Origin of the sequence: Symbiobacterium sp. (assembly GCF_040797425.1) — a bacterium.
Classification (GTDB): Bacteria; Bacillota; Sulfobacillia; order Symbiobacteriales; family Symbiobacteriaceae; genus Symbiobacterium.
In genome coordinates, this window is record NZ_JBFNEH010000048.1 from 1 (window position 1) to 26,796 (window position 26,796).

At 69.8% G+C, this 26,796-nt stretch carries 21 protein-coding genes, 2 tRNA genes and 1 pseudogene; 8 read left to right on the forward strand and 16 right to left on the reverse strand.

Annotated features, from left to right (window positions below; all coding sequences use genetic code 11):
* Nucleotides 1–79: 79 nt before the first annotated feature.
* On the forward strand, nucleotides 80–1,225 hold the full coding sequence (locus AB2385_RS13650; RefSeq protein ID WP_367655564.1) for a metallophosphoesterase: 1,146 nt from the start codon (nucleotides 80–82) through the stop codon (nucleotides 1,223–1,225).
* Nucleotides 1,226–1,309: 84 nt separating this feature from the next.
* On the opposite strand, the gene AB2385_RS13655 is transcribed toward AB2385_RS13650, so the two are convergent.
* From AB2385_RS13655 to AB2385_RS13665, 3 genes are read right to left on the reverse strand one after another with little or no spacing between them, the layout of a single operon-like run.
* Complete coding sequence (locus AB2385_RS13655) at nucleotides 1,310–2,236, reverse strand: oligopeptide/dipeptide ABC transporter ATP-binding protein (RefSeq protein WP_367655565.1); 927 nt, start codon at nucleotides 2,234–2,236, stop codon at nucleotides 1,310–1,312.
* Nucleotides 2,237–2,246: 10 nt separating this feature from the next.
* Complete coding sequence (locus tag AB2385_RS13660; RefSeq protein WP_367655566.1) at nucleotides 2,247–3,362, reverse strand: Nif3-like dinuclear metal center hexameric protein; 1,116 nt, start codon at nucleotides 3,360–3,362, stop codon at nucleotides 2,247–2,249.
* Between the two features lie 51 nt (nucleotides 3,363–3,413).
* Nucleotides 3,414–4,127 (reverse strand): tRNA (adenine(22)-N(1))-methyltransferase TrmK, encoded by a 714-nt coding sequence (locus AB2385_RS13665; protein WP_367655567.1) that lies wholly within the window; start codon nucleotides 4,125–4,127, stop codon nucleotides 3,414–3,416.
* Between the two features lie 347 nt (nucleotides 4,128–4,474).
* Here AB2385_RS13665 and AB2385_RS13670 point away from each other — a divergent pair.
* Nucleotides 4,475–4,633, forward strand: a pseudogene (locus AB2385_RS13670) (protease complex subunit PrcB family protein); the annotation flags it as partial.
* 78 nt (nucleotides 4,634–4,711) lie between these two features.
* Here the strand turns inward: AB2385_RS13670 and AB2385_RS13675 are convergent.
* The 10 genes from AB2385_RS13675 to AB2385_RS13720 form a co-directional block, all read right to left on the reverse strand.
* Complete coding sequence (locus AB2385_RS13675; RefSeq protein ID WP_367655569.1) at nucleotides 4,712–5,719, reverse strand: DUF2804 domain-containing protein; 1,008 nt, start codon at nucleotides 5,717–5,719, stop codon at nucleotides 4,712–4,714.
* Nucleotides 5,720–5,833: 114 nt separating this feature from the next.
* The gene (locus AB2385_RS13680; RefSeq protein ID WP_367655570.1) at nucleotides 5,834–6,382 is read right to left on the reverse strand and encodes a D-lyxose/D-mannose family sugar isomerase; all 549 of its coding nucleotides are present in this window, start codon (nucleotides 6,380–6,382) and stop codon (nucleotides 5,834–5,836) included.
* A gap of 500 nt (nucleotides 6,383–6,882) precedes the next feature.
* Nucleotides 6,883–6,958 (reverse strand) — tRNA-Ile (locus tag AB2385_RS13685).
* A gap of 90 nt (nucleotides 6,959–7,048) precedes the next feature.
* Nucleotides 7,049–7,123, reverse strand: a tRNA-Asn gene (locus tag AB2385_RS13690).
* Nucleotides 7,124–7,315: 192 nt separating this feature from the next.
* Nucleotides 7,316–8,608 carry an isocitrate lyase gene (gene aceA / locus AB2385_RS13695; protein ID WP_367655571.1) on the reverse strand — a complete coding sequence of 431 codons (1,293 nt, stop codon included), beginning with the start codon at nucleotides 8,606–8,608 and terminating at the stop codon, nucleotides 7,316–7,318.
* Nucleotides 8,609–8,639: 31 nt separating this feature from the next.
* Nucleotides 8,640–10,232, reverse strand: coding sequence for a malate synthase A (aceB, locus tag AB2385_RS13700; RefSeq protein WP_367655572.1), 1,593 nt, complete (start codon nucleotides 10,230–10,232; stop codon nucleotides 8,640–8,642).
* Between the two features lie 348 nt (nucleotides 10,233–10,580).
* The gene (rpoD, locus tag AB2385_RS13705; RefSeq protein ID WP_367655573.1) at nucleotides 10,581–11,741 is read right to left on the reverse strand and encodes an RNA polymerase sigma factor RpoD; all 1,161 of its coding nucleotides are present in this window, start codon (nucleotides 11,739–11,741) and stop codon (nucleotides 10,581–10,583) included.
* A 28-nt stretch (nucleotides 11,742–11,769) separates the two neighbouring features.
* The gene (dnaG, locus tag AB2385_RS13710; RefSeq protein ID WP_367655574.1) at nucleotides 11,770–13,638 is read right to left on the reverse strand and encodes a DNA primase; all 1,869 of its coding nucleotides are present in this window, start codon (nucleotides 13,636–13,638) and stop codon (nucleotides 11,770–11,772) included.
* A gap of 263 nt (nucleotides 13,639–13,901) precedes the next feature.
* Nucleotides 13,902–16,580 (reverse strand): pyruvate, phosphate dikinase, encoded by a 2,679-nt coding sequence (ppdK, locus tag AB2385_RS13715; RefSeq protein ID WP_367655575.1) that lies wholly within the window; start codon nucleotides 16,578–16,580, stop codon nucleotides 13,902–13,904.
* Entirely contained in the window at nucleotides 16,573–17,394 is an 822-nt protein-coding gene (locus tag AB2385_RS13720) for a pyruvate, water dikinase regulatory protein (RefSeq protein ID WP_367655576.1), read from the reverse strand. Before AB2385_RS13720 ends, ppdK begins: the two co-directional genes overlap by 8 nt.
* 249 nt (nucleotides 17,395–17,643) lie before the next feature.
* Here AB2385_RS13720 and AB2385_RS13725 point away from each other — a divergent pair, with 249 nt between their 5' ends.
* Nucleotides 17,644–18,450: a 2-oxo acid dehydrogenase subunit E2 gene (locus tag AB2385_RS13725; RefSeq protein ID WP_367655577.1), complete on the forward strand. Its 807-nt coding sequence runs from the start codon at nucleotides 17,644–17,646 to the stop codon at nucleotides 18,448–18,450.
* Nucleotides 18,451–18,501: 51 nt separating this feature from the next.
* Here the strand turns inward: AB2385_RS13725 and AB2385_RS13730 are convergent, their stop codons facing one another.
* Both AB2385_RS13730 and AB2385_RS13735 read right to left on the reverse strand, forming a co-directional pair.
* The gene (locus AB2385_RS13730; protein WP_367655578.1) at nucleotides 18,502–19,473 is read right to left on the reverse strand and encodes a thiamine pyrophosphate-dependent dehydrogenase E1 component subunit alpha; all 972 of its coding nucleotides are present in this window, start codon (nucleotides 19,471–19,473) and stop codon (nucleotides 18,502–18,504) included.
* Nucleotides 19,474–20,047: 574 nt separating this feature from the next.
* Nucleotides 20,048–20,515 (reverse strand): N-acetyltransferase family protein, encoded by a 468-nt coding sequence (locus AB2385_RS13735; RefSeq protein ID WP_367655579.1) that lies wholly within the window; start codon nucleotides 20,513–20,515, stop codon nucleotides 20,048–20,050.
* Nucleotides 20,516–20,664: 149 nt separating this feature from the next.
* Between AB2385_RS13735 and AB2385_RS13740 the strand changes: the two genes are divergently transcribed.
* From AB2385_RS13740 to AB2385_RS13760, 5 genes are read left to right on the forward strand one after another with little or no spacing between them, the layout of a single operon-like run.
* Nucleotides 20,665–21,366, forward strand: a complete 702-nt coding sequence (locus tag AB2385_RS13740) for a cyclase family protein (RefSeq protein ID WP_367655580.1) — start codon at nucleotides 20,665–20,667, stop codon at nucleotides 21,364–21,366.
* Nucleotides 21,353–22,660 (forward strand): chorismate-binding protein, encoded by a 1,308-nt coding sequence (locus AB2385_RS13745; RefSeq protein WP_367655581.1) that lies wholly within the window; start codon nucleotides 21,353–21,355, stop codon nucleotides 22,658–22,660. Before AB2385_RS13740 ends, AB2385_RS13745 begins: the two co-directional genes overlap by 14 nt.
* Entirely contained in the window at nucleotides 22,641–23,696 is a 1,056-nt protein-coding gene (locus AB2385_RS13750; RefSeq protein WP_367655582.1) for a hypothetical protein, read from the forward strand. The genes AB2385_RS13745 and AB2385_RS13750 overlap by 20 nt, the downstream gene beginning before the upstream one ends.
* A gap of 1 nt (nucleotide 23,697) precedes the next feature.
* Nucleotides 23,698–25,254, forward strand: a complete 1,557-nt coding sequence (locus tag AB2385_RS13755; protein WP_367655583.1) for an aldehyde dehydrogenase family protein — start codon at nucleotides 23,698–23,700, stop codon at nucleotides 25,252–25,254.
* Nucleotides 25,245–25,991 carry an SDR family NAD(P)-dependent oxidoreductase gene (locus AB2385_RS13760; protein ID WP_367655584.1) on the forward strand — a complete coding sequence of 249 codons (747 nt, stop codon included), beginning with the start codon at nucleotides 25,245–25,247 and terminating at the stop codon, nucleotides 25,989–25,991. Before AB2385_RS13755 ends, AB2385_RS13760 begins: the two co-directional genes overlap by 10 nt.
* Before the next feature lie 63 nt (nucleotides 25,992–26,054).
* Here the strand turns inward: AB2385_RS13760 and AB2385_RS13765 are convergent.
* The coding region (locus AB2385_RS13765) for a GyrI-like domain-containing protein (protein WP_367655585.1) at nucleotides 26,055–26,796 on the reverse strand (742 nt) is incomplete at its 5' end.

The window sequence follows — 26,796 nt, forward strand, 5'->3', positions numbered from 1 at the left end:
ACTGTGGGGTAATTGGGGGCTGGGGGTCCGCGCCCCCCGGCGGGCACGGCCAGGCCCCTCGGCGGCAGGAAGTGACGTCATGTACCTGTACCTGCTTGTACTGCTGTTCCTGGCGTTCTACGGCGGCATCAACTACTACATCGGCCTGCGCACGGCGCAGTGGCTGGCGGTGGCGCTGCCCCGCCCGCCGCACCCCGCCCTCTTCTGGGGGCTCGTGACGGTGCTGGCACTGGCCTTTCCGCTCTCCCGGGTGGCCGCTGGGTGGCTGCCGCTCTGGGCAGCCGAGCTCCTGGCCCGGGTGGGCGGCTACTGGATGGCGGCGTACGTCTACATCTTCCCCGCGCTGCTCCTGATCGACCTGGCGCGCCTCCTGGTGCGCGGCCTGGCGATGGCGGCGCCCGGGCTGCTTCCGCAGCTCAGCCTGGTGCGGGGCACCGGGGCGGTGCTGGCGCTGGCCTTCGCTTTCGTGCTCGTGTATGGGTCCTGGGCGGCCCGGGCGACGATGGTGACCCGCCACGAGGTGGTCATCCCCAAGGCCGCGGGCCCGTACCAGGAGCTGAACGTGGTGCTGGTTTCCGACACCCACCTGGGCACCATCATCGGCCCCCGGCGCCTGCAGGCGCTGGTGGAGCAGGTGAACCGGCTCAGGCCGGACCTGGTGCTCTTCGCCGGAGACGTCGTGGATGACAGCTTCCGGCCCTTCCAGGCCCGCAACATGGCCGCGGCGCTGCGGGAGATTCGGGCGCCGCTCGGCGTCTACAGCGTGCTGGGCAACCACGATGACGGCGCCGAGGACCTGCCGGCGTTCCGCGCCGCCATGGCGGAGGCGGGCATTCAGCTGCTGGTGGACGAGTGGGTTCAGGTAGAGGACGCCTTCTACGTGGTGGGGCGCAACGACCGCAGCCGGAGTTCGGCGCCGCTTGCGCAGGTGCTCCAGGGCGTCGATCCGGCCAAGCCGATCCTGCTGATGGACCACCAGCCCGACCGGCTGGACGAGGCGGTGGCGGCCGGCGTGGACCTGCAGGTCTCCGGCCATACGCACCGCGGCCAGGTCTGGCCCGGTCGCCTGATCACCCGCCGCGTCTTTGAGGTGGACTGGGGCTACCTGCGCAAGGGCGGTACCCAGTTTGTCGTGACGCAGGGCTGGGGCACCTGGGGACCGCCCATCCGCGTCGGCACCCGGTCGGAGATCGTGGTGATCCACATCCGCTTCCAGCCCGCATGAAACTCGCACGCCGCCGGCATCGCGGCGGCGTGGGAGAGGGGCCCCCGGCGCCGGTCAGCGCCGGGGGCCTGCGGTTTGTCCGAATCAGATCTCGGTGCAAGCCACCAGGTGGTTCGGGGCGACCTCCCGCATGGGGGGCCTCTCCTGGCGGCACCGGTCCGTGGCGGCGGGGCAGTGCGGGGCCCACGGGCAACCCTGCCACACCCGCCCGGCCAGGTCTTCCTCGGGCGGCAGGGGCGACGTGTCCCGCCCCAGGAAGCGCTGGCTGAAGGGATGGCGGGGCTCCGCCAGCACCCGCTCGGCCGGCCCCAGCTCCACCAGCCGGCCGGCGTACATGATGCCCAGCCGGTGGGCCAGGCGCCGGATCACCTTCAGGTCCTGCGAGATGAGCAAGTAGGCAATGGACTGCTTGCGCTGGGCGTCGGCCAGCAGCCGCAGGAGCTCCCGCTGCAGCTGGGGATCGACACCCGAGACCGGCTCATCCAGGGCGATGAGCTGCGGGTTCAGGCTCAGGGCCCGGGCGATGGCCACCCGCTGCTGCTGCCCGCCCGACATCTGCTGGGGCGTCCGGTCCAGGTACTCCTCGGGCGGCAGCTCCACCTGCTCCAGGGCCCGCCGGATGCGCGCCTCACCATCGGGCAGGTCGTAGGTTCGCATCAGCTCGAGAAGCTGCTTGCGCGTCGTCTGGTTCATCTCCAGCGAATCGCGCGGGTCCTGGCGCACCATCTGCAGGCGGCGGCGAACCCGCTTCCGGTCCAGCCGCCGCGCGTCTTCCCCCTCGACCAGGATCCGGCCCCGCTCGATGGGACGGCGGAGCGTGGCCGCCTCGGCCAGGGTAGTCTTGCCGGCACCGCTGCCGCCCATGAGCCCCAGGGTCTCCCCCTTGGCGAGGGTGAAGCTCACCCCGTCCACGGCCCTGACGGGTTTGGCGCCCCACAGTCCGAACGGACCCGTGGGATCGGTGCGGTGAAGAACGACGATATCCTCTAACGCCAAAAGGGTTTCGGACATGAGGCACCTCCTACATGAAGCGGAATGGGTCGCGGCCGGCCTGAGCCTCCCTCACCTCGACCGCCGCGCCGTCCCGGGCCAGCCGCTCCCGCAGGTAGGCGGCCAGCGGCCGGACGGCGATGGCCTCGGCGTTGTAGTGGCCCACGTCGATGACGGCCAGACCCAGATCCAGCGCATCCTGGGCCTCGTGGTAGCGCACGTCGCCGGTGACCAGCACATCCGCACCCGCGCCCGCCGCCGGCCGGATCAGGTCGGAGCCGGCGCCGGCGCCGACGGCGACGGTGGTCACCCGGCGCTCAGGGTCGCCCACCACCCGCACGCAGGGGGTGCTGAGGGCGGACTTCAGCCGCTCCGCAAGTTCGGCCAGGGAGACCGGCTGCTCCAGCCGTCCGATGCGCCCGTGCCCCCGCGCCCGGCCCGGGTTGGCCAGCGGGTACAGGTCGTACGCCACCTCCTCATAGGGGTGGGCCGCGAGCATCGCCCGCACCGCCTGGTCCACGGCCGACTCGGGCACGATGGTCTCCAGCCGGACCTCGTCGGCCCGCTCGAGCCGACCCTGCTGGCCGATGAAGGGGTTGGTCCCCTCCAGGGGCAGGAACGTGCCGGTTCCCGGCGCCTGGAACGTGCAGTGGCTGTAGTTGCCGATATGCCCGGCACCCGCACCGGCCAGCGCCTCCAGCACCGCATCCTCGTGCCCCCGGGGCACGAACACCACCAGCTTGAGGTAGCGTTCCTCCCCCGCCCGCCGGAGCACCCGGTGGGCGGTGAGCCCCGCGGCGACCGCCAGGGAGTCGTTGGTCATTCCCGGGGCCTGGTCGAGGTTGGTGTGGGCGGCGTAGAGGGCGATGCCCTTGAGGATCAGCCGCTGCAGCCGCCGGGCGGGCGCACTGTCGAACCGCAGCGCCTTCAGCGGCCGGAAGATGGGCGGGTGGTGCACCACCACCAGGTCGCACTCCTCCCGCTCGGCCTCTGCGAGCACCGGGTCGGTGAGTTCCAGGGCGACCAGCACGCGCCGCACGGGTGCGGCGGGATCGCCCACCTGCAGCCCGACGTTGTCCCACGACTCCGCCCAGGCCGGCGGAGCCAGTTCCTCGATGTACGCCGCAATCGCACCGACGGTGGTCACTCGGCAGCACCTCCACAGGTCTGCGATACCTTCAATTATACCGCACTGTCGTCAACCCGGGGGCGACGGGCCACCGCGGCTTCCAGGGCTCGCAGCCACTTCAGAAAGCACCCGCACCAGTTCGGCCAACTCCGCCGCTCGCGCCCGGGCCGCCGGCGAGTCCGACCGTTCCGCTCCCGCCAGCGCCCGGCGGGCCAGGGCGAGCTTCTCGGCCACGTGGCGCTGAACCAGGGCCCCGCCCTGCCGGAGCAGCAGCGGGCCCACCTCTTCCTCCGCGCGGGTGAGCTCCATCCGCCCTGGCTCGGCCACCAGCACGGGGTAGAGACGCCCGCCGTCCGCCACGATCTCCTCCGCCACGAGGTGCCAGCCGTGCTCCGCCAGCCACCGCCGGAGCTGCGCCTCGCCGCCCATGGGCTGCAGCACGAGCCGCGCCACGCCGTCCAGCGGCCCGTCGTCCAGAATGCGGGCAATCAGCGGACCGCCCATGCCGCAGATCGCCACGCAGGCCGCCTCGCCGGGGGCGAGCACGGTGAGGCCCGGTCCCAGCCGCACCTCAATGCGGTCGGCGAGGCCGGCGGCGGCCACGGTGGCGCGCGCCGCGGCCACGGGGCCGGGCCGGATGTCGGTGGCGATGGCCCGCTGCACACGGCCCTGACCCACGAGGAAGGTGGGCAGGTAGGCGTGGTCGGTGCCGATGTCGGCAAAGGTCTGCCCCGCCGGCACGTGGCGGGCCACGGCGGCGAGGCGGGGCGGAAGCTGATACATGGTGCGCAAGGTTCCTCCCGTCTTGCGGTTCAGTTTGACCCGGCCCGTCCGGTTCGACCCCGTGCACTCCGGGAAAGCTGTGTAAAAGCGACAAGGGAGGCACAGCTGTGAACCGGACGGCCAGGCTCGTCCTACTTCTGTTCCTGCTCCTCGCCCTGGCCGGGTGCGGCGCCACGCCCACCGGCCGGGGGTTCACGACGCTGGCCCGGGGAAGCCACAGCGGCATCACGGCCCAGGAGGCGGCGCTCATCACCAGCCTCGCCGAGTGGGAGGCCCTGTGGCGTCGGCACGCCAGCCGCTTCGACCCGCCCCCTCCTCTGCCGCCGGTGGACTTCACCCGCTCGTCCGTGGTCGCGCTCTTCGCCGGAGAGCGGCCCACGGGCGGGTACAGCCTGCACATCGCCGAGGTGACCCTGCAGGGCGAGAGCCTCCGGGTCTCGGCCGTGGAGCTGCAGCCGGCCCCGGGGCGGATGGTGACGCAGGCGACCACGCAGCCGTACCACATCGTGGCCGTCCCGCGGGTGAGGAAGGAGACGCGCCTCGAGGTGCGCTGGCGCGTGCGGACCGTGAACGCCGCATCTCACCTACCAGCGGGCGCGGTGCTCCTCGGCCCAGCCGATCATGCGGTCGATGGCAATGCGTTCCCCGTCGGCCGTGACGATGGTGCCGCTGAAGCGGCCGATCATCTGGTGGACCTCCGAGCGGACGATCAGAACGTCCGTCCTGGCAACCCGCTCGAAGAACGGCTCAAACGTGAGGTCCACCTGGTCGTCCTCCCGGGTGTGGATGCGCCAGGGCGCCATGAAGTTGGCGGGGTCGTACTCGAAGCGCAGGTCGTCGTGCACCTTGGTCACCCGCCCGTCCACGACGAAGCCGTTCTCGTTCATCCCGGTGCCGTCGGTCCATCCGCTGCCCAGGTTCAGGCCCACCGTGCGGCCCCCCTGCACGCCTGAGGCGGCCGCCCAGTTCCAGAAGCCGCGGTAGGGCCAGACGCCGCGGCCGAAGTCCAGGCAGGCGAAGCCGTCGAACTCGACCCGGCGGTCGCCCAGGCGAACCTCGCCCCGGGCCGGCAGTGCCTGCTGTTTCGAGGTGAACTGGAACCGGCTCCGGCTCCACGGAATCACCACGTTCACCGACTCGTGCCCGACGGGCCGATGCACGGTGAAGTCGGCGGCCATGGGCACCCCGCCGAAGTCGGGGCTCTCGGCGGCAAGGTGCACGATGCCCCCCTCATCGTTCATCCGCACCCGGAGCCGCGGGTGGGTGAAGCGGATCTCCCCCTCGAGACCCTCTGGCAGGTCACAGCCGCGGCCCAGAGGCGCGAGCACCGTCTGCTCGGTGAACTCGCGGGTGGCGAAATCGAGGAAGTAGACGAACACCGATCCGGCGTAGTCCAGGTTGCTGACCGTCAGGGAGAACAGGTGGGTGTCGGTGGTGATCGCCCAGTAGTTCCAGCGCTTCTTCCGGGGCCAGTGGCCCCGCACGTTGCACCGGTGCAGTGGGTGGCGTGACCAGCCCACGGCCTGCGGGTTGAGCCGCCCGTGCTCGTCGCAGAGCAGAACCGGTTCATGCAGTTCTGGCTCGCTCTTCACCGTCATCAGCCTCCCGTGCGGAACTTCCGCTCACACCCTGCCTGCCCACCGTCCTCGCGAACCCCCTGCGTTCCTCCCCCCCTGCGGTCCTCGCGCCGTCCCGGCCCGTGTTGCTTACTCTGCCACCCGGGGCGTCCGGTCGATGCGCGGGTCGGTGAAGATGTCGCTGGCGTCGTCAGACGGCGACGAGAACTCCGAGACCACGGCGCCCTCCGCCGCCGCCTGGAACCAGTGGCGCGTGTTGGGCGGAATCGTGTACTGCTCGCCGGGGTTGAGCACGATCTCGTGCCATGCGGTGTAGTAGGCCTCGTCCCCGGCGGGCGGGCGGCAGGCCGGGGCTGCGGCGGGCTCACCCTCCACATAAAGGTAGACGCGCCCCCAGCGGCAACGGAAGGTCTCCTGCTTGCCCGGGTTGCCCTCTCCCCGCGGGGGGTGACGGTGCTCCGGGCAGGTCTGGCCCGGGAAGAGCACCAGCTCCTTGGCGCAGTAGCGGTCGTTGTTCACGTAGACCAGCAGCTGGAGCCCGGTGCGGTCCAGGTCGTCCAGGCCGAAGTCCGCCACCTCGATCGCGGCCGCCTCGGCCTCCGTGATCGCGATGCCGGCCCGGCCCAGGTACTCCCGTGTGAGCCGCTGCGCCGCTTCGTATGTCCGGCGCGAAATCATGTGCGGTCTCCTCCTCCCATGTGAGCTGCTTCTCCGGCTGCAGGGACGGGCTTAACGGGGCGGCCCCCGGCGCCAGGTGCACCTTGGCGAAACCCTGGACAACCTCACCGGCCACCCCGGTGGGGAAGGCGACCGCCCGGCCGGGGTCCCGGGCCCTCCGCTCCGGACCGCACCCCGTGGGAGCCGGCGGTCATGGCCAGCGACCCTGAGGGTGAAGTGCCCGAGCAGGGCCTCCACCCGGGATGCCATCGTTGCAGCGTCCAAGGGGGTGCTCCCTGCGGCGATACCTTCCTTCGCCAATCCAATTCGACTCCGCCCGGCTGGTTCCCTGTGCGGGGGAGGTCCAGATCGCGCATCCGCACAAGCAGAGCGCCGCCGGAAGCATGGAGCGGGCAGACGCACGACGATCTGGGCCCGCCTGACGGGCTCCGGGAGCGGCCGGTGCAAGAAAACACGTGGCCCCAGGACCGGTGAAACCGTCCTGGGGCCACGTGTTCTGCTGGTGGGCCCTGTAGGATTCGAACCTACGACCAACCGGTTATGAGCCGGCAGCTCTGACCGCTGAGCTAAGGGCCCGCATAAAGCATTTTACGCGACCCGCGGGCCTCGCGACAAGGGCGGCGGGGGAGCAAGCAAAAACAGGCGGCTGAACCGCCTGTGTGGAACTGGCTCCGGCGGTAGGATTCGAACCTACGACCCTCCGGTTAACAGCCGGACGCTCTACCGCTGAGCTACGCCGGAATCGCTGACGAGACGTATTTTACCCGGGTAACGCGGTGAAGTCAACAGCATTTTTTGCCTTAAGAATGCCCATGATGATCCAAGTTTAACGGCAAGCCGTCCCACATCTGTCCCGACGGTGGCCGCCCGCGTGCCCGACCGCGCACCCCGGTTGGAGGGCCATGCGCCGCTCCAACCGGGGTGTTGCGCCGCTTAGTCCGCCACGTTGAACTGCGACTCCTCCGTCGAGCCCCGCAGGGCCAGGGTAGACGACTGGCCGCCCGAGATCACCTGTGCGACTTCGTCGAAGTAGCCGGCCCCCACCTCGCGCTGGTGCCGCGTCGCCGTGTAGCCGTCCTGCTCCATGGCGAATTCCTTCTGCTGCAGGCGCACGTAGGCAGTCATGCCCTCGGCGGCGTAGCCCTTTGCGAGTTCGAACATCGAAGCGTTAAGCGAGTGGAAGCCCGCCAGGGTGATGAACTGGAACTTGTAGCCCATGGCACCCAGCTCCCGCTGGAACCTGGCGATCGTCGCGTCGTCCAGGTGGCGCTTCCAGTTGAAGGAGGGCGAGCAGTTGTAGGCCAGCAGCTTGTCGGGATACTGAGCCTTGATCGCCTCGGCGAACCGCCGGGCCTCGTCCAGGTCGGGCGTGGCCGTCTCGCACCAGATGATATCGGCATACGGCGCGTACGCCAGGCCCCGCGCGATGGCGGCCTCGATACCGCACCGGACCCGGTAGAACCCCTCCACGGTCCGCTCGCCGGTGAGGAACGGGCGGTCCCGTGGATCGATGTCGCTGGTGAGCAGCGTGGCGCCGAGGGAGTCCGTCCGGGCCACGATGAGGGTGGGCACGCCCATCACATCGGCGGCGAGGCGGGCCGCCACCAGCGTCCGGATGTGCTGGCTGGTGGGCACCAGCACCTTGCCGCCCATGTGGCCGCACTTCTTCTCCGACGCCAGCTGATCCTCCCAGTGCACCGCAGCGGCGCCGGCTTCGATCATCGCCTTCATGAGTTCAAAGGCGTTGAGGGGCCCCCCGAAGCCGGCCTCAGCGTCCGCCACGATGGGCACCATCCAGTCGATGTCGTTCTTGCCCTCAGACCAGTGGATCTGGTCAGCCCGGCGCAGGGCGTTGTTGATGCGCTGCACGACCGCCGGCACCGAGTTGGCGGGGTAGAGCGACTGGTCGGGGTACATCTGACCCGCCAGGTTGGCGTCGGCCGCCACCTGCCAGCCAGAAAGGTAGATGGCCTTCAGTCCGGCCTTTACCATCTGCACCGCCTGGTTGCCGGTGAGGGCGCCGAGGGCGGGAATGTAGTCCTCGGTGTGCAGAAGGTGCCAGAGCTTCTCCGCACCCCGCCGGGCGAGGGTGTACTCCACCTGGAACGAACCCCTGAGGCGCACCACGTCCTCGGCTGAGTAGGGCCGCTCCACGCCTGCCCACCGCGGATTGGTCCTCCACTCACGCTCCAGCTCCGCAGCCTGCTTCCGAACCTCCTCACGCATCGCATAATCCTCCTATCCGGTCTGGTCTAGGTTAGATCAGGCTGTAACCCGGGAGGGTCAGGAACTCCGGGAAGTCCTCCTGCAGGGCCACCTCTTCGAAGAGCTTGCGCGCCGTGGCGAAGCGGCCGCAGGTGAAGGCGCGGGAACCCACCGCCCGGTGGATTCGCTCCAGTTCCTCGTCCATCAGCTGCCGGACCAGCTCGGGCGTCACGGCCCTCCCGTCGGCCAGCGTCGCGCGATGGCGCAACCACTGCCACACCTGCGACCGGGAGATCTCGGCGGTCGCGGCGTCCTCCATGAGGTTGTGGATCGCCGCAGCGCCCACCCCGCGCAGCCACGACTCGATATACTGAATGCCCACGTTCAGGTTGAGCCGCAGCCCCTCTTCCGTGATGCGGCCGGGCGTGGCGGCGAAGTTGAGCAGATCGGCGGCGGTGACCGCCACATCCGGCCGCTGCCGGTCGATCTGGTTGGGCCGGTCGCCCAGCACCGCGTCGAAGGCCGCCATGGCCACAGGCACCAGGTCCGGATGGGCCACCCACGTGCCGTCGAAGCCGTCGCCCGCCTCCCGCTCCTTGTCCTGCCGGACCTGCTCGAGGGCCACCGCGTTCACGGCCGGGTTGCGCCGGTTGGGAATGTAGGCCGACATCCCGCCCATGGCAAAGGTGCCCCGCCGGTGGCAGGTCTTCACCAGCAGCTCCGTGTAGGCCCGCATGAAGGGGACCGTCATGGTGACGGCGCTGCGGTCGGGGAAGCGGACCTCGGGCCGGTTGCGGAACTTCTTGATGCAGCTGAAGATATAGTCCCAGCGGCCGGCGTTGAGGCCGGCGGAGTGCTCCCGCAGCTCCCAGAGGATCTCGTCCATCTCGAACGCGGCAAGGATGGTCTCGATCAGCACGGTTGCCTTGATGGTGCCGCGGGGGATGCCGAGATAGTCCTGGGCGAAGCAGAAGACGTCGTTCCAGAGCCTCGCCTCCAGGTGGCTCTCCAGCTTGGGCAGGTAGAAGTAGGGGCCGGCCCCCTTCTCCAGCAGCGCATGGGCGTTGTGGAAGAAGAACAGGCCGAAGTCCACCAGGCTCCCGGCGGCCGGCCGCCCGTCGATGAGGATGTGGCGCTCGGGCAGGTGCCAGCCCCGCGGCCGCACGAAGAGGGTGGCCACCTTCTCCTGCAGCCGGTAGACGCGCCCGTCCGGGCTCGTGTACGTGATGGTGCCGCGGACGGCGTCCATCAGGTTGATCTGCCCCTCGATCACGTTGGCCCATGTCGGCGAGGTCGAATCCTCGAAGTCGGCCATGTAGACCCTTGCCCCGGAGTTGAGGGCGTTGATGATCATCTTCCGGTCCACCGGGCCGGTGATCTCCACCCGCCTGTCTGCCAGGTCCGGCGGATAGGGGGCCACCGTCCAGTCGCCCTCGCGGATGGCCCGGGTCTCGGGCAGGAAGTCGGGCCACTCGCCCCGGTCAAGCCGTTTCTGCCGCTCGCGCCTCGCCTCCAACAGCTCCTCCCGCCTGGCTGCAAACCGGCGGTGAAGCTCGACGAGGAACGAAAGCGCCTCGGGGGTGAGCACCTCGTCGTAGCGCTCGCCTATCTTCCCGGCAATCGCAATGCCTTCCAGCGTCAGCATCGGGGTTTCACCGCCTCTCAGCCAGCTTTTTCATGCTGCTAGTATAGAAACTCCGTCCCCGACCGTCCTCCGAAGAGCGATCAATTGCCGGTTTGGGCCAACGGCTTTTCGGCCGCCGTCGCACCGGCCGTCCCGCTGCCGTTCATCCATCGCTTCTTGCTACTCACCGCACAATTTCGTCATATCTGCATTCTTCGGGGAGCGTAATGCATCACCCGGTCGCCCGGACCTGCCGTTCACCGGCCGCGTCCTGCCGCTGGTCGCCCGCACATGGCCGTTCACTCCTCCAAAGGCGCGCAAAAAGGGCCGGGAAGCCGCTGCTTCCCGGCCCGCGAATAACTGGACCCATCAATCCAGGTAGTCTTTCAGCTTCTTCGAACGGCTCGGATGGCGCAGCTTGCGCAGCGCCTTCGCCTCGATCTGCCGGATGCGTTCCCGGGTGACGCCGAACACCTGGCCGACCTCCTCCAGGGTGCGCGCCCGGCCGTCATCCAGCCCGAAGCGCAGGCGCAGGACCTTCTCCTCGCGCGGCGTCAGCGACTCCAGCACCTCTTCCAGCTGTTCCTTAAGTAGCGTGAACGAAGCCGCCTCCGCCGGTGCGGGCGCCTCGTGGTCCTCAATGAAGTCGCCCAGGTGCGAGTCTTCCTCCTCGCCGATGGGCGTCTCCAGCGAAACGGGCTCCTGGGCGATCTTCTGGATCTCCCGCACCCGCTCCACCGGGATGTCCATGCGCTCGGCGATTTCCTCGGGCGTGGGCTCGCGGCCCAGCTCCTGGACGAGCTGACGGGTGACGCGTATCAGCTTATTGATGGTTTCGACCATGTGCACCGGAATCCGGATGGTGCGTGCCTGGTCCGCAATAGCCCTCGTGATGGCCTGCCGAATCCACCAGGTGGCATACGTGGAGAACTTGAACCCCTTGCGGTAGTCGAACTTCTCCACGGCCTTGATCAGGCCGAGGTTGCCCTCCTGAATCAGGTCGAGGAACTGCATCCCCCGACCGACGTAGCGCTTGGCGATCGAGACGACCAGGCGCAGGTTGGCCTCCGCCAGGCGGCGCTTCGCCTCCTCGTCGCCCTTCTCGATGCGCTCGGCGTACTCGATCTCCTCCTCTGCGGTGAGGAGCGGCACCCGCCCGATCTCCTTGAGGTACATGCGGACCGGGTCATCAATGGCAATCCCTTCGGGAACGGAAAGGTCGAGATCTATGTCTTCGCCGGATGCAGCATCGGCGTCAGCCTCGGGCTCGGCCGGCGGGTCGACGTCGGCCTCGTCCACGGCCGCAGCGTCATCGTCCGCGACGCCGTTTTCGGGCCGGTCGCCCACTACCTCGATGCCAGCCTCCATCAGCGAATCGTAGACCTCCTCCATCTGATCGGGATCGAGATCGATCGCCTGGAGGGAGTCGGCCACCTCGCTGTAGGTCAGGCTGCCCTTGCGCTTGCCCTTGGCAATAAGCTCCTTGACCACCTCGCGCGCCTGCTGCACTTTCGCCTCCTTGGACTCCATGATGACTACCCCCCCTTCCGCAGCCGCCTCACGATCGGGACAGCTTGTACTTGCGCACAAGTGCCACGTACTCGTTCCATATGACCGGGTCCACCTTTTGCTTGGATGACGCTGCGGCTCTAATCTGGTTCTCCAAGTCCTCCAGTCTCCTCGAATCTCTATGCTTCCTTATCTTCTCGATGCAGTCTGCCGCTTCCTTTTCTGGATCGGTGGTGAGCACCGGTTTCGCCGCCATTTCAGTGAGGAGGCTCTTCACCTCCGGGTCAGACAGGCGATCGAGCAGACAGGTGATCAGGCGGCCTGCGAAGGGCTCCGCCCCGCGGAGGAGCGGCCGCGCCGCATCGTAGATCTGCTGGTGGTGGGGATCGGAAAAGGGCGAAGGGCCCAGTTCCGCCTCCACGCGCCCGAGCAGGCCGGGGTTCTCGAGGAGAAGGTAGAGGAGCGCGCGCTCAGCCCGGTGTGCCCCCTCCGCCAGGGTAACCGGCATCTCGAAGGCCTGACGCCGCTCCGAACCGGCCGTCACAGGCTCTCCCGGACCCCTTCTATTATTCCTGGTATCTGGCAGATTATGCTGGAATCCCCGCCGGAGGAGGCGGTTCATCTGCCGGTCGATGGCAAGTTTCAAGTCGGGCTTCGCCAGCGGGTTGCCGCCGGAGAGCCGCTCCGCCACCTGGTCGACGTAGGCCTCCCGCAGCACCTCGTCCTTGACGTCGGCGAGGACCTGGGCCACCGCGGCCAGGGCCCTGGCCTTGGCCTCGGGGCTCGCCTCGCCGGCCCGGGGGAGCACCCGGTCGATCCGGAACTCGATCAGCGGCACCGCCCGGTCGATCAGGGCGGCGAAGGCAGCCGGGCCGTGCGTGCGGATGAACTCGTCGGGGTCCTTGCCGTCCGGGATCTGGAGCACCCGCACGTCGCAGCCTGTGTCGTACAGCTTCTGCAGCCCCCGCAGCGTCGCCATCTGCCCCGCGGTGTCGGCGTCGAAGGCCACGATCACCTGCTGGGCCTGCTGCCGGATCACCCGGCACTGCTCGTCGGTGAGCGCCGTCCCCAGCGGAGCCACCACATTCGTGAACCCCGCCTGATGGGGCATAATAACATCCATGTATCCTTCTACAAGGATTGCCTGATTCCTCGCGCGCATCGTCTCTTTGGCCTGGTCCAATCCGAACAGGACCCGCCGCTTGGAGAAGAGCGGCGTCTCGGCGGTGTTCTTGTACTTGGCCCCGTCACCGCTGAGAATCCGCCCGCCGAAGCCGATCACCCGGCCTGACAGGTCGGTGATGGGGAACATCACCCGTTCGAAGAAGACGTCCGTGTACCCGCTCCCGTCGGTGCGGGGCAGGATCAGCCCGACGCGCTGGAGGATCTCCGGTGCGAATCTTCCCCTGAGGGCCCGGTAGAGCGTGCCGCGCCCCACCGCCCAGCCCAGGCGGAACCGGCGGATCGTCTCCTCGGTGAGCCCCCGCCGGAGCAGGTAGCTCAGCCCCTCCTTGCCCGCCTCGGAGAACAGCTGGTGGTGATAAAAGCGCGCCGCCAGCTCCAGGGCGGCGTACATGTCGCGGCGCTCCTTGTAGGCACGCTCCTCCTCGGGGGACCGCGGTTCCTGCGGCAGCGGGATCCCGGCCCGCTTGGCCAGCTCCACGAGCGCCTCGTAGAAGGTGAGGTGCTCTCGCTGCATCAGGAACGTGAACACATCGCCGCTCGCCTTGCAGCCGAAGCAGTGGTAGAACTGCCCGTCAGGGACAACGTGGAATGACGGGGTCTTCTCACTGTGGAAGGGGCAGAGCCCCACGTACCGGTTGCCCTTCCGCTCGAGCCTGACGTAGGCCGAGATCACTTCGACGATGTCGTTCTTCGCCCGCACCTCTTCCTTAAAGGCCTCGTCGAACCGCGGCACCGATCACCACCCCATCATCCCGCAACAGAAAACCCCTCCGCCCCACCGAGCGGAAGCGTCTGGGCGGCGGCGAGGGTGTGTTGCATGCGCTTTCCCTTTCGACAATGACGGGGTGGATTCCTTCCGTATGTTCGGTGCGTCACGAGGCGGCGCTCCCGACCGCCCATCTGCAATGACGTTCCAGATGGAAACGAGATACGGCAGACGCGGGAAGGGCCCGCCCCCCTCCCGGGAGACGGGCCCTCGGCAAAAGCGAACCCGGATTATACGGTGCCAGCACCAGCCTTGGCGCCCCTGGCCTTCGCCGCCGCCTGCGCAGCCGCCAGACGGGCCACCGGGACCCGGTACGGCGAGCAGGAGACGTACGTGAGGCCAACGTTGTGGAAGAACTCGATGGAGGCCGGATCGCCGCCGTGCTCGCCGCAGACGCCCAGCTTGATGTCGGGCCGGGTCTTGCGGCCGAGCTCGCACGCGATCTCCACCACCCGGCCGACGCCCCTGCGGTCGATGGAGACGAAGGGGTTCTCCGGCAGGATCTTCTGGTCGACGTACTGGCGCAGGAACTTGCCCTCGGCGTCGTCACGGGAGAACCCGAAGGTGGTCTGCGTGAGGTCGTTGGTGCCGAAGGAGAAGAACTGCGCGTACTCGGCGATCTCGTCCGCCGTTACGGCGGCCCGCGGCACCTCGATCATGGTACCGACCATGTACTTGAAGGTCACGCCGTACTCTTCCATGACCTCCTTGGCCACCCGGTCGGTAAGATCCTTCAGGAAGGCGATCTCGGTCACGATGCCCACGAGCGGGTGCATGACCTCGGGCTCCACGTTCATGCCTTCCTTGTTGCACTGGGCGGCAGCCTCGAAGATCGCACGGACCTGCATCTCGTAGATCTCGGGGTAGATCATGCCCAGGCGGCAGCCGCGGAAGCCGAGCATCGGGTTCATCTCGGAGAGCGCCCGCACCTTGCGGAGCAGTTCCTCCTTGGCCTTGAGCTCCTCACCGCTGGCGCCCTTCTCCCGGAGCAGGGCGACCTCGATGGCCAGGTCCTCCTCGTCGGGCAGGAACTCGTGGAGAGGCGGATCCAGGAGGCGGATGGTGACGGGATACGGATTCATGGCCTTGAAGATCTCGTAGAAGTCCTCGCGCTGCATGACGCGCAGCTTCTCGAGGGCGGCCAGGCGCTCCTCCTTGGTCTCCGCCAGGATCATCTCACGGGCTACCGCCATCCGCTCGGGATGATAGCCGCCCTGGCCGAACATGTGCTCCGTGCGGCAGAGGCCGATGCCGGTGGCGCCGAACTCGCGGGCGAGGGCAGCGTCCTTCGGGGTATCGGCGTTGGCCCGCACGCCCAGGGTCTTGATCTCGTCGGCCCACTCCAGCAGGGTGCGGAACTCGGGCGAGAGCTCGGGATCGACCACCGGGACCTCACCGGCCATCACGTTGCCGGTGGCGCCGTCGATGGAGATCACGTCGCCTTCCTTGATGGTGCGGCCGTTCACGGTGAACAGGCGGGCCTCGAGGTCGATCTTGATGGCCTCGCAGCCGACGACGCAGGGCTTGCCCATGCCGCGGGAGACGATGGCGGCGTGGGAGGTCATGCCACCGCGGGAGGTGAGGATGCCCTGGGAGACGACCATGCCGTGGATGTCATCCGGCGAGGTCTCGGGCCGGACCATGATGACCTTCTTGCCCTCGCCGGCCAGTGCGACGGCCCGGTCGGGGTCGAAGACGGCGATGCCGGAAGCAGCGCCCGGAGAAGCGGCCAGACCGGTGGCCAGGATGTCGAGCTTGGCCTTGGGATCGATGGCCGGGTGCAGGATGTTGACGACCTTGTCGGGCTCGACCCGCAGGATCGCCTCGTCCTTCGTGATCTTGCCTTCCTTGACGAGGTCCACCGCGATCTTGATGGAGGCAATCGGGGTACGCTTGCCGTTCCGGCACTGGAGCATGTACAGCTTGCCGCGCTCTACGGTGAACTCAATGTCCTGCATATCCTTGTAGTGGGATTCCAGGAGTTCACACATATTGTAGAGCTGCTCGTAAACAGCAGGCATGGTCTCCTTCAGGTGTGCGATCGGGTACGGCGTGCGGATGCCGGCCACCACGTCCTCGCCCTGGGCGTTGGGCAGGTACTCGCCGTAGAACTCCTTCTCACCGGTGTTCGGGTTCCGGGTGAAGCAGACGCCCGTGGCCGAATCCTCGCCCATGTTGCCGAAGGCCATGGCCTGGACGTTGACCGCCGTGCCCAGCGTATCGGGAACCTTGTTGACCTTCCGGTAGACCTGCGCCCGCGGGTTATCCCACGAACGGAAGACGGCGTGGATGGCCGCCATCAGCTGCTCGCGCGGATCCATCGGGAAGGGCTTGCCGGTGAACTTCTCGACGACGGCCTTGTACTCGGGCACGATCTGCTTGAAGTGCTCGGCCTGCAGCTCGATGTCCTGGGTGAAGCCGTGGCGATGCTTGTGCTCCTCCAGGATGGACTCGAAGTTGCTGAGCGGGATGCCCAGCACCACGTTCGAGAACATCTGGATGAACCGCCGGTAGGCGTCCCACGCGAACCGCTCGTTGCCGGTGGCCTTGGCGAGGGCCTCGACCGTCTCGTCGTTGAGGCCGAGGTTGAGGATGGTATCCATCATGCCCGGCATGGAGACAGGCGCGCCGGAGCGGACGGACACCAGCAGCGGGTTGGTGCTGTCGCCGAACTTCTTGCCCATCTTCTGCTCGAGCTTGGCCAGCGCCTCGTCGATCTGCGCCAGCACCTCAGGCGACAGGGTCTTGGTCTGCTGGTACTCCCGACAGACCTCGGTGGTGATGGTGAAGCCAGGAGGCACCGGCAGCCCGATCACCGTCATCTCGGCGAGGTTGGCGCCCTTGCCGCCCAGCAGCATCCGCATGTCAGCCCGGCCCTCTTCGAAAAGGTAAACTGACTTCCTAGTCACCGAAATTCACCCCTCGGTTGATGATTTCCAGGACTCGGACCGCCGTCTCTTCAACCGCCTTGTTGGTCACATCAATGACCGCACAGCCGACCTTCTTGAAGACAGACTCGGCGTATTCCAACTCCTGGAGAATTCGTTCCATGTTCGAATAGTTGGCATCCGATCTCAGGCCGATGGTCTTGAGGCGTTCTTCGCGGATCTGATGGAGTTTTTCGGGGCTGATCCGTAGACCGACTACCTTGTTGGGCGGGACGAGGAAGAGCTCCTTGGGCAGGCTTACCTCGGGCACGAGCGGCAGGTTCGCCACCTTGTACCGCCTGTGGGCGAGGTACATCGACACCGGAGTTTTCGAGGACCGTGAGACGCCGATCAGCACCGCATCCGCGCGCAGGAAGCCGCGCGGATCCTTGCCGTCGTCGTACTTCACCGCGAACTCCACCGCTTCGATGCGGCGGAAGTATTCATCATCCAGGCGGTGGATCTTGCCGGGTTCCAGCCTCTCGGGGGGCCCGAGCAGCTTGGAGACCCCCTCCAGCATGGGGCCCATGATGTCCACTGCCGGGATGTTCCACATCTCAACCAGCCGCTGGAGCTCTTGTCGGATCTCGGGCACGATGATGGTGTAGACGATCAGGGTGGGCTGCTGTCGAGCAGCATCTATCACCTCCCGGACGGAGAAGGAATCGTCGACCATGGGAAACCTGCGGATTTCCACGCCAGTCCGGCCGTACTGCGCCAGGGCGGCGCGCGTGACCAGGTCGGCCGTCTCCCCCACTGAATCCGAGACGATGAAGATCACCGGTTTCTTGGTCATCGGAGCCCTCCCTGTTTGTTCCGAAACGCACATTCCGTATGGAACCGCAGGAACGTGCCCCGGTTAGATTATTACGCCCGGCGGCCTGACCAATCCTGCCAAGGCTTACGGCCGTAAGGGTTTACGGCTCTTGATGTTTTCAATCACAGTTCAAGAGGTGGTCTATGACAGCGGGACGGGCCCTCTGGAGCGCTCCCCCGGCCGCGGCATATGCTGGTGCAGCAACCTGCGAGGAGGGGAGGACCTGGCATGCAGATGCTGGCAAGCCCGGTACTGCAGGCAGACCCGACGCGGGGAGTCCTGGCGGGCCCCATCCTGCCCGGCGGCACGCCCGACAACCCCCTGGCCATGGGCGGCTCCCCGTTTCCGCCTTTCGTCACCATGCCGCTCAGCCCGCTCAGGCGCGTGTCCATGCTCAACCTGGAACTCGCCCAGCGGATGACCGCCCCGGTGACCGTCGTGGCCGAGGTGGACGCCTCGGGCCTGATCGCAGTGCGTGAGGCCCTGAAGCCGCTGGCGGCCCGCTACCTGGGGATGCCGCTCACCTACCTGCCCTTCTTCGCCATGGCCACGGTCCGGGCGCTCAAGGCCTACCCGATCATGAATGCCGCCTTCGGCCCGCAGGGCTTCGTCATCCCCCGGTACATCAACCTCGGCATCGCCACCAGCGTGCCGGGCGGCGTGCTGCTGCCCACGGTGGCGGGCGCCGAGCGCAAGAGCTTCTGGGAACTGGCCCGCGACATCTACATCCAAACCCAGAAGGCCCGGGCAGGCCTGGCGACACCCCAGGACCTGTCGGGCCAGACGTTCGTCATCACCAACACCGGCCGGTGGGGGGGCACGCTCTTCGGTACGCCGATCATCCAACCGCCCAACGTGGGTATCCTCGCCTTCGAGGCAATCCAGAAGCGCCCCGTGGTGGTGGAGAACGACCAGATCGCCGTGCGGCCGATGATGTACCTGGCGCTGACGGCCGATCACCGGGCCGTGGACGGCGCCGAGATGATCGCCTTCCTGAACAAGGTGAAGGAATCGCTGGAGCACGTGCAGATGTAGCGAAGCCGGCCCCGGGCCCGCGGCCCCGTCCCCGTCCCGCCCGGCAGCACGTCAGCCCAGCGCGTCCTCCGGCCGGGGCAGCGGCGCCGTCCGCGCCCCTTCCTCTGCCCGGTCGATCTCCGCCGCCACCGCGCGCTCCAGCGCCGCCTCGCTTTCGTCGCTGAGCAGCCCAGCCCGCCGCAGGTACGCCGCCACGGCCGGCAGGGGATCCGCCTCCCGCGCCGCCGCCAGTTCCTCCGGGGACCGGTACCGGGCCTGACTGTCATCGCTGGTGTGGGAGTCCAGGCGCACGACCCGGGCCTCGATCAGCGTCGGGCCGCCCCCCGCCCGGGCCCGGGTCACGGCGCGGCGCGCGGCCGCGTAGACGGCGAAGGGGTCGGTGCCATCGAGGCTCACGCCCTCGATACCGTACCCTGACGCCCGGGCGGCCACGCTCCCGCCGGCGATCTGCCGCGCGGCGGGTACGGAGATCGCCCAGCCGTTGTTCTGGCAGATGAAGACGACCGGCAGCCGATAGAGCGCCGCCCAGTTGAGCCCTTCGTGGAAGTCTCCCTGGGACGCGGCCCCCTCGCCGAAGCTGCAGTAGACCACCACCCGGTCGCCGCGGCGCACCGCCGCCTGCGCCACCCCCACCGCCTGCGGGATCTGCACCCCCACCGGCGCCGACCGGGCGACGATGTTGAGCCTTCGATCACCCCAGTTGTAAGGCGTCTGGCGCCCGCCCGACGCCGGGTCCGCCGCCCGGCCGAAGGCGGAGAGCATCACGTCCAGCGGCGTGGTTCCCGCCACCAGCACCGTTCCGAGGTCTCGGTAGTAGGGGAACCACCAGTCCTTCCCGCGGGTGAAGGCCATGGCCGCCCCCACCTGGGCCGCCTCGTGCCCCCGGCTGGAGACGGCCAGGGGAACGGCCCCCGAGCGCTGCAGAAGGCTCAGGCGCTCGTCCAGCCGCCGGGTGAGGAGCATCCAGCGGTAGATCGCCACGGCCTGCTCGTCGGAGAGGCCCGCCGCGCGATGATCCAGCACAGCATCACGTCCTTTCGATGGCGTCCAGACGGCCAGCAAGCGACGGCAGAGGTTCGCAGCCGGCCGTCCGCCCCCCCACGGTCGGTTGCCCACGCGCCCGGAACCCGGCGGTACGGCCTCTCGTGCGGCACGACCGGCCACGCGCGGGCCCCGCCCGGGGCGGAGGGACGGGCGCGAAATTAGAGGGAACTTGGGACCCCTATTTTCAGGGAGATAGGGGGAATTTCTGCCCCCTATCTCCCTTATGTAAACTTGGCCCAGGCCAAATCTCGGTCGGATGATGTCGAATCCTGTCGAACACCGCCCCAACCGACCCCGGGGAAGCCCTTCCGGGCGTCTTCGGGTCCCGAAAGGTGGGCAAATCCGCCCCCTATCTCGCCGAAAATATGGGGCGATTTTTCCCCCTAATTTCGCGCCCACCAGGTCCGCTCCCCCACACCCCCGCCGGCAGACGGCCGGGGCCGTCGGAGACGGCTCGTTCCGCCGCCTGCGCACGATCCCCCGGGAGAAACGGACTCGCACCACCGTCCTGCCCGACCCCCGTGGCAGCAAAGCTGACTCCGCGCGGCCGCCCTCACAGTGCCTTCACCAGCGCCAACCGCTCCACCCGGCAGCCGTCCCGCAGCGCGTGCCGGAGTGACGGGGTGTTGGCGGGGTCGACGAACCGCCGCACCACCCTGGCCCCGTGGGCGCGGCAGTGCGCCTCCCCGGCGGCGGTCAGGCGGTCGCTGACGCCCGTGCCCCGGTACGACGGCTCCACGTAGATGTCGTAGAAGAGCCCGGTCGGCAGCCCGGTCAGTTCGTCGGGGACCAGTGCCACCACCAGGTAGCCCACAGCGACACCGTCTGCGCGGGCCACCAGCGCGGCGCTCCCCGGCTGGGCCAGCAGCGCCCGCAGGTTCTGCTCCGCCCGGGCCGCCACCGCCGCCGGGGTCGTCCAGGCCCGCAGGGCGGGTTCCACGTGGGCCCAGGCGGTTGCCGCCGAGCGTGCCGCCAGCCAGGGCCACTCCAGCGGGGTCATCACCCCCACCTCCACCGCCACGGCATCGCCCCCTCCCCTCCTCATGGATATGCGCGGGACCGGGGCCGCCGCGCCTGCATAGAATGGGCGAGCGGTCACCCGGGCCGTCCTGCGCCTCGGCAGTGCGGCTCCCGCCATCGTGAACCGTTGAGGAGGTGGGCCATTCCCCCATGCGCGTGATCGACCTCACGTTGGGATACAGCCACGGCATGCCGGCATATGGAACCTCCTGGTACAAGAGAGTAGAGATCCGCCCGCTGATGACCCCCGAGACGGATCCCACCGGGCACGGCCGGCGCTTCAGCCAGTTCATCCTCAACCCCCACAACGCCACCCACGTGGACGCCCCCAGCCACTTCGTGCCCGGCGGCAAGGACGTGAGCGACCTGGACCTGGGCCTCTTCATCGGACCCGCCCTGGTGCTCGATCTGACCCACAAGGGCCTGCGCGAGCCCGTCACAGCCGACGACCTCGCCGCGGCCGCCCGGGGCCGGATGCGGCCGGGCCTTCGCCTCCTGCTGCGCACCGACTACGTCGACAGGCACTGGGGCGACCCGGACTTCTGGCAGAAGCCGCCATACCTAGCCCCCAGCGCCGCCGACTGGTGCGTCGAGCAGGGCGCTGTGCTGGTGGGGCTGGACTTCCTCACCGAGGAGCCCGGGGACCGGGCGTTCCCGGTGCACAAGCGGCTGCTGCAAGCCGGCATACCCATTCTCGAGTACCTCTGCAACCTGAAGTCCCTCACCGGGCCCATCGTCTGGCTCATGGCCGCACCCATGCAGGTGATCGGCGCCGAAGCCGCGCCCGTGCGGGCCCTGGCGTTCGACGGCCCGCTGCCGCCGGAGGGGGGCGGCCCGCATGGCGAGGGCTGATGCCATTCGGCGCCTGCCCCTTCCCCCCTGGTCTCCGGCGGACCTGGCCGGGGCACTGGGCGTCGGGCCGGTGGCGCTGCTGGACGGGCTGACATGGCAGGGCCGCCGGGTGGCCCTGGTGGCCTGGGCCCCCACCGCTCGAGTCGGATCGATCCGGGAGGCCTGCAAGGCCGCGGGACGCGTCACCCTGCCGCCGGACGCCCCGCCCCTCCTGGGTGCGGCCGTGGGCCGGCTGGACTGGGACGGGCAGGGCCGCTTCTGGACCCCCGGCAGTGCGGCGCTCTTCGACCGGGAGCGGGGCGAACTCTGGGTGCGGGGCGAACTCCCCGACGCCGCCCTGCCCGCCCCCTCCGCCGACGTTGCACCCGCCGCACCGCCGGGTTCCCGGCCCCCCGCCGTCGGTACAGCGTCCGCCGGCGATGCTGCCAACACGACACCCCCGGCCAAGGCGGTGCCCCTGTGGCCCTACCCGGCGTACGCCGGGGCCGTGCGGGAGGCCCTCGCGGCGATGGCGGCGGGCCGCCTGACCAAGGTGATCCTCTCCGTCCCCTTCGCCGCCCCCTGCTCTCTCCCGCCGCTTGCCATCTACCGGCGGCTGACGGCCGGCGACCCGCCCGGGTTGGGCTTCCTGCTGCACGGCGGGCCGGGCGGGGAAACGCTGGTGGGCCTCTCCCCCGAGCCGCTGGTAATGCTGGAGGGCCGCCGGGCCCGCATGCACCTGCTGGCCGGCACCCGGCCACGGGGGCGGGAGGCCGAGCTCGCCGCCAGCCGGAAGGACCGGGAGGAGCACGCCGTGGCCGTGGAGCAGGCCCGCCGGGACCTCCTCACCGCCTGCGAGCCCGGCAGCGTGGCGGTAGACGCCTTCATGGAGCTGGAGCCGCACCCCGGGCTCGTGCACCTGGCCTCGCGGCTCTCCGGTACGCTCCGCCCCGGCACGACGCCGGCCGATCTGGTGGACGCCTGTTTCCCCGCCAGCACCGTGGGCGGCATCCCGCGGGCGGAGGCCCGGGCGCTCATCGACCGGCTGGAGCCGGTCCCCCGGGGCTGGTACGCCGGGGCCGTGGGTGCGGTGCTCCCCGGCGGCGACTTGCAGCTCTGGCTCACCATCCGCAGCCTGGCGCTGCAGGGCGGCACGGTGCTGGTGCGCGCCGGCGCCGGGCTGGTGCCGGGGAGCGACCCCGCGGCGGAGTGGCAGGAGTGCATGGCCAAGGCGCAGCGCCCCCTGAGCGCGGCCGGCGCCCTGCTGCCCCCGTTCGAGGAGGTGATCGCCGGTGATGACGCCCGCCGACCTTGACGCCCACGTGCGGGCCATCGTGCGCTGGCACTTCAGCCCTGAGACGGGCTCGCCCTACTGGCTCCGCAAGGCGGCCGAACTCGGCTTCGACCCCCTCACGGAGGTGCGGTCGTTCGACGACCTCGCCCGCTTCCCCGCGGTGGCCGCGGACTGGCGGCGCATCCCGGCCCGGGACCTGATCCCCCGGGGCTGTGCGGAAGCCTTCGACGTGTGGGAGACGGGCGGCACCACCGGGCCCCCCACCCGCATCGTGGACGCCCAGGAGCGCACCCGCGGCATCCGGCGGGTCGACCGCGTGCTGGACGAACACGGCTTCCCCCGCGGGGACGGCCGGGAGGGCTGGCTCCATCTGGGACCCACGGGTCCGCACCTGGTGGGCACCAACGTGGCCCGGCTCGCCCGGATGCGGGGCTTCCTCTACCATACCATCGACCTGGACCCGCGCTGGGTGAAGCGTCTCTACCGGGAGGGCCGGGCCGACGAGGCCAGGCGCTACACCGCCCACCTGGTGGAGCAGGCCCTGGCGGTGCTCGAGAGCCAGCCGGTGCAGGTGCTCTCCACCACGCCTCCGCTCCTGCAGGCGCTGTGCGAACAGCCCGAGGCCTACGCCTGGCTCACCGCGCGCATCAGGGGAATCGTCTGGTTCGGCACCTCGCTCCCCAGCGAGGGGCTGCGGCTGCTGGAGGAGGAACTCCTCCCCGGTGTCCGCCTGGTGGGATGGTACGGCAACACCCTGATGGGCATCGCCTGCCAGCGTCCCCGCCGGGAGGGCGACGTGTACCCCTGCGTCTTCGTCCCGCCGGGGCCGGAGGCGGTGGTGAGGGTGGTCGATCCGGAGGACCCCATGCGGAGGGTCGCCCCTGGCGAGGCAGGGCAGGTGCGCATCTCCCTGCTCACCCGCGAGCTCTTCCTGCCCTGGCACCTGGAGCGGGATCGGGCGGTGCGGGTCGCCTGGCAGGGCGGCGCGCTCTGGGATGAACTGGCGGAGGTGGCCCCCCTGGACGGGGGCGGCGTCCAGGTCGAGGGGGTGTACTGAGGTGCAGGAGATTCCCCTGTGGCGCGGCGGACGCGAGCGGACCAGCCTGGACGTGCGGGTCCTCTACGACTACCGGGGCGGGCCGCTGGCCCGGGTGGCGCTGGCGCCGTCGCTCCTGGTGCACCGGGTCGCCGCCGAACTCCGGGCGGCGGCGGAGCCCGGGGCCGACCTTCCCGCCCTCTGGGACGCCATCGCCGCCGCCGGACGGCTCCTGGCCACCGCGGAGCTGGGCGGCTGCTCGCCCGACGAGCACGCCCGCCTGGTCACCCTGGCCACGGGCGCCCCGATTGCCGACAGCCGGCAGGCGCTCACCGAACTGGCCAGCGGCATGCTCCACGTACGGGACGCCCTCCGCTGGCAGACACCGGACGGCAGCCTGGAGCCGTTTCTGACCCACCGCCTCGAGCCTTCCCCGGGCCGCGCCTGCGGCTGGGTGCCGGTGGGGCGCGTGCTGGGCTTCGTCGCCCCCTCCAACCACCCGGCCGTCCACCTCACCTGGGTCCTGGCCCTGGCGATGGGCTGGGCGGTGGCCGTCCGGCCGGGTGCCGACGACCCGTTCACCCCCTGGCGGGTGCTGCTGGCCCTGCGGGCGGCGGGCTTCCCGGCGGAGCGGGTCGCCCTCCTGCCCGGCGGGCACGACCTGGTGCCGGCCCTGGTGGAGCACTGCGACCGCACCGTCGCCTACGGCGGAGCCACCCTGGCGGCCCTGCTGGGCCGGGACCCCCGGGTGCTCTTCAACGGACCCGGACGCTCCAAAGTACTCGTGGACGGTGAGGCGGTCGGGGGAACCGCGGGCGCCCAGCGTGCCCGTGCGGTCGGCGAGAAGGCAGACGGTGAGGCCGGGGAGACCGGCGCAGGCGAAGCTGTCTCCGGAGCAGCCCGCACCACCGGGGAAGCCTTCAGCGGAACGCCCGGCCCGGCGCCGCTGGGAAACGGTGCGCTGCCGTCCGCGGCACGGGCCGAGGCGGGCCCGGGGAGTGCCGCATCCCGGCCGGAACACCCGGTTGATTTCCTGGTCGACTGCATTCTCCACGACGGCGGGCGCAAGTGCACCTGCGCCAGCGCCGTGCTCCTCCGGGGCGAGGCCCCGGGCCTGCTGGAAGCCGTAGCGGAGCGGCTCAGGGGACTCCCCCTCCTGGATCCGCTGGACCCTGCGGCGCGGGTGCCCGCCTGGAAGGATGCCGCGGCGGCCCGCCGCACTCCCGCCGAGGTCGTGGAGTCGCACGGGCTCACGTTCGTCCGGCCGGCGCTGGTGCTGGACGTCGACCCGGCGGACCCGCGCTTCGGGCTGGAGCTGCCGGCCCCGTGGGCAACGGCGACACAGGTGCCCCCGGGCACCGACCCGCTGCCGCTGCTCAGGGGCTCGCTGGCGGTGACGCTCCTGAGCCGGGACCGGGCGCTGGCGGGGCGGTGCCTCCGGGAGCCGTCGATCCAGAAGCTCTTCGTCGGCCCCATTCCCCCGTGGCACACCGAGCCCGGGGCCCCGCACAAGGGGCGGCTGGCGGACTTCCTCTTCACAGCCAAGGCGCATCGGGAGGCGGTGATCCCGTGGAGCTGAAGGGTAAACGGGCCCTGGTGACCGGGGCCTCGAAGGGGCTGGGGGCGGCGGTGGCCCGGCGCCTCGCAGAGGCCGGGGCCGACGTGGCCGTCCACTACCGCGGGGACCGGGCCGGCGCCGAGGAGACCGCCCGGGCCGTGGTCGCCGCGGGCCGGCAGGCCCTGCTGATACCCGCTGACCTCGCCCGGCCGAAGGAGGCCGAGGAGCTGGTGGCGCGGGTGGCCGACGCCTGGGGCGGTCTGGACCTCCTGGTGAACAACGCCGGAGTGGCGCCGGTGCGCCCGTGGGACCAGGTGACGCCGGCGGAGTGGGCGGAGGTGCTGGCGGCCAACCTGAGCGGCCCCTTCTACGTGATGCGGGCGGCGCTGCCGCTGCTCAGGGCAGGACGGGAGCCGGCGGTGGTGAACGTGGGCTCGGTGGTCAGCTTCAACGGCGGCGCGTTTGGCCCCGCCTACGCCGCAGCGAAGGCGGGGCTGGTGGGGCTCACCCGATCGGCCGCCCGGGAGTGGGGGCCCCTGGGCATCCGGGTGAACTGCGTGGCGCCGGGGCCCATCGAGTCGCCGCTGGCCCGGGCCCTGCCGGCGCCGGTGCTGGAAGCAATGAAGGCGCAGACCCCCCTCCGCCGCCTGGGCACCTTCGCCGAGGCGGCCGAGGTAATCTGCTGGCTCCTCTCTCCCGCCGCCGCCTTCGTGACAGGCCAGACGGTGGTGGTGGACGGCGGCCGGGTGATGAGTTAGACGGGCGGGTAAAGGGGCGAAGCACCTGGTAGCGGGCTCATTGGGCTACCGTGCGGCGGTATGCTAGGTAGCCGGCTCCACGGGCTGGCGCAGGATGGTCTTCAGCTTCTCCGGGGCGGTGCGCCGGAAGTCGGAGAGGTAGACCTCGTGGTGCCGGCCGCGCGGGCGGTAGCCCTGGGCCGCGATGAAGGCGTGGAGCCGCGTGATGGCCGGCCCCTCCTCCGCGAAGGGCCCCACGTGGAGCACCTGCGCAGCGGTGCCCTCCGCGAATCGCTCGAACCGCACGTCGAGAATCCGTGGGTTCTTCTTCTTCGCCGCCGCCTGGATCCGGGCGGCGGCAAAGTGCTGCTCGGTCACCCAATCCGGCATCCGGATGAGGAGCTGCCACTGCCACTCCTCTCGCGAGGTCCCGGCCCACGCCTCCGGCCGTTCGACCCACCAGAGCCCCTCCAGGGGCGGCACCTTGAAGTCCCTTCCCTCGGCCTTCAGTTGAAACTTCAGGGTGTAGGCGAGGGCGTAGAGCGCCTCCACGGCCTGCTGGAACGCGGGGCTCTCGGGCGCGCCGGCCCCGGAGAGCGTGAGGCACCAGGTCTCGGGCACCTGGACGATTTCGGGCTCCCTTCTGGCGCTGTAGAGTACCTTTTCGGCATCGGCGGGCTGGACCATGACGGACTCCTCCTCCCGGGCATACTGGGATTCGAACGCGGTGAGCCACTGCAGTTCCGCGGCGATGAGGGCGAGCGAGCGGTCGAACATGGCGGTGACGAAGAAGGGCGTGTCCAGACCGGCGCGGCAACCGCGGTCT

Coding starts and splice junctions, on each gene's coding strand:
- AB2385_RS13650 (WP_367655564.1), top strand. CDS start 80: ATGTACCTGTACCTGCTTGTACTGCTGTTCCTGGCGTTCTACGGCGGC.
- AB2385_RS13655 (WP_367655565.1), bottom strand. CDS start 2,236: ATGTCCGAAACCCTTTTGGCGTTAGAGGATATCGTCGTTCTTCACCGC.
- AB2385_RS13680 (WP_367655570.1), bottom strand. CDS start 6,382: ATGATTTCGCGCCGGACATACGAAGCGGCGCAGCGGCTCACACGGGAG.
- aceA (WP_367655571.1), bottom strand. CDS start 8,608: ATGCGTGAGGAGGTTCGGAAGCAGGCTGCGGAGCTGGAGCGTGAGTGG.
- AB2385_RS13720 (WP_367655576.1), bottom strand. CDS start 17,394: ATGACCAAGAAACCGGTGATCTTCATCGTCTCGGATTCAGTGGGGGAG.
- AB2385_RS13740 (WP_367655580.1), top strand. CDS start 20,665: ATGCGCGTGATCGACCTCACGTTGGGATACAGCCACGGCATGCCGGCA.
- AB2385_RS13745 (WP_367655581.1), top strand. CDS start 21,353: ATGGCGAGGGCTGATGCCATTCGGCGCCTGCCCCTTCCCCCCTGGTCT.
- AB2385_RS13725 (WP_367655577.1), top strand. CDS start 17,644: ATGCAGATGCTGGCAAGCCCGGTACTGCAGGCAGACCCGACGCGGGGA.
- AB2385_RS13750 (WP_367655582.1), top strand. CDS start 22,641: ATGACGCCCGCCGACCTTGACGCCCACGTGCGGGCCATCGTGCGCTGG.
- aceB (WP_367655572.1), bottom strand. CDS start 10,232: ATGCTGACGCTGGAAGGCATTGCGATTGCCGGGAAGATAGGCGAGCGC.
- rpoD (WP_367655573.1), bottom strand. CDS start 11,741: ATGGAGTCCAAGGAGGCGAAAGTGCAGCAGGCGCGCGAGGTGGTCAAG.
- AB2385_RS13665 (WP_367655567.1), bottom strand. CDS start 4,127: ATGTATCAGCTTCCGCCCCGCCTCGCCGCCGTGGCCCGCCACGTGCCG.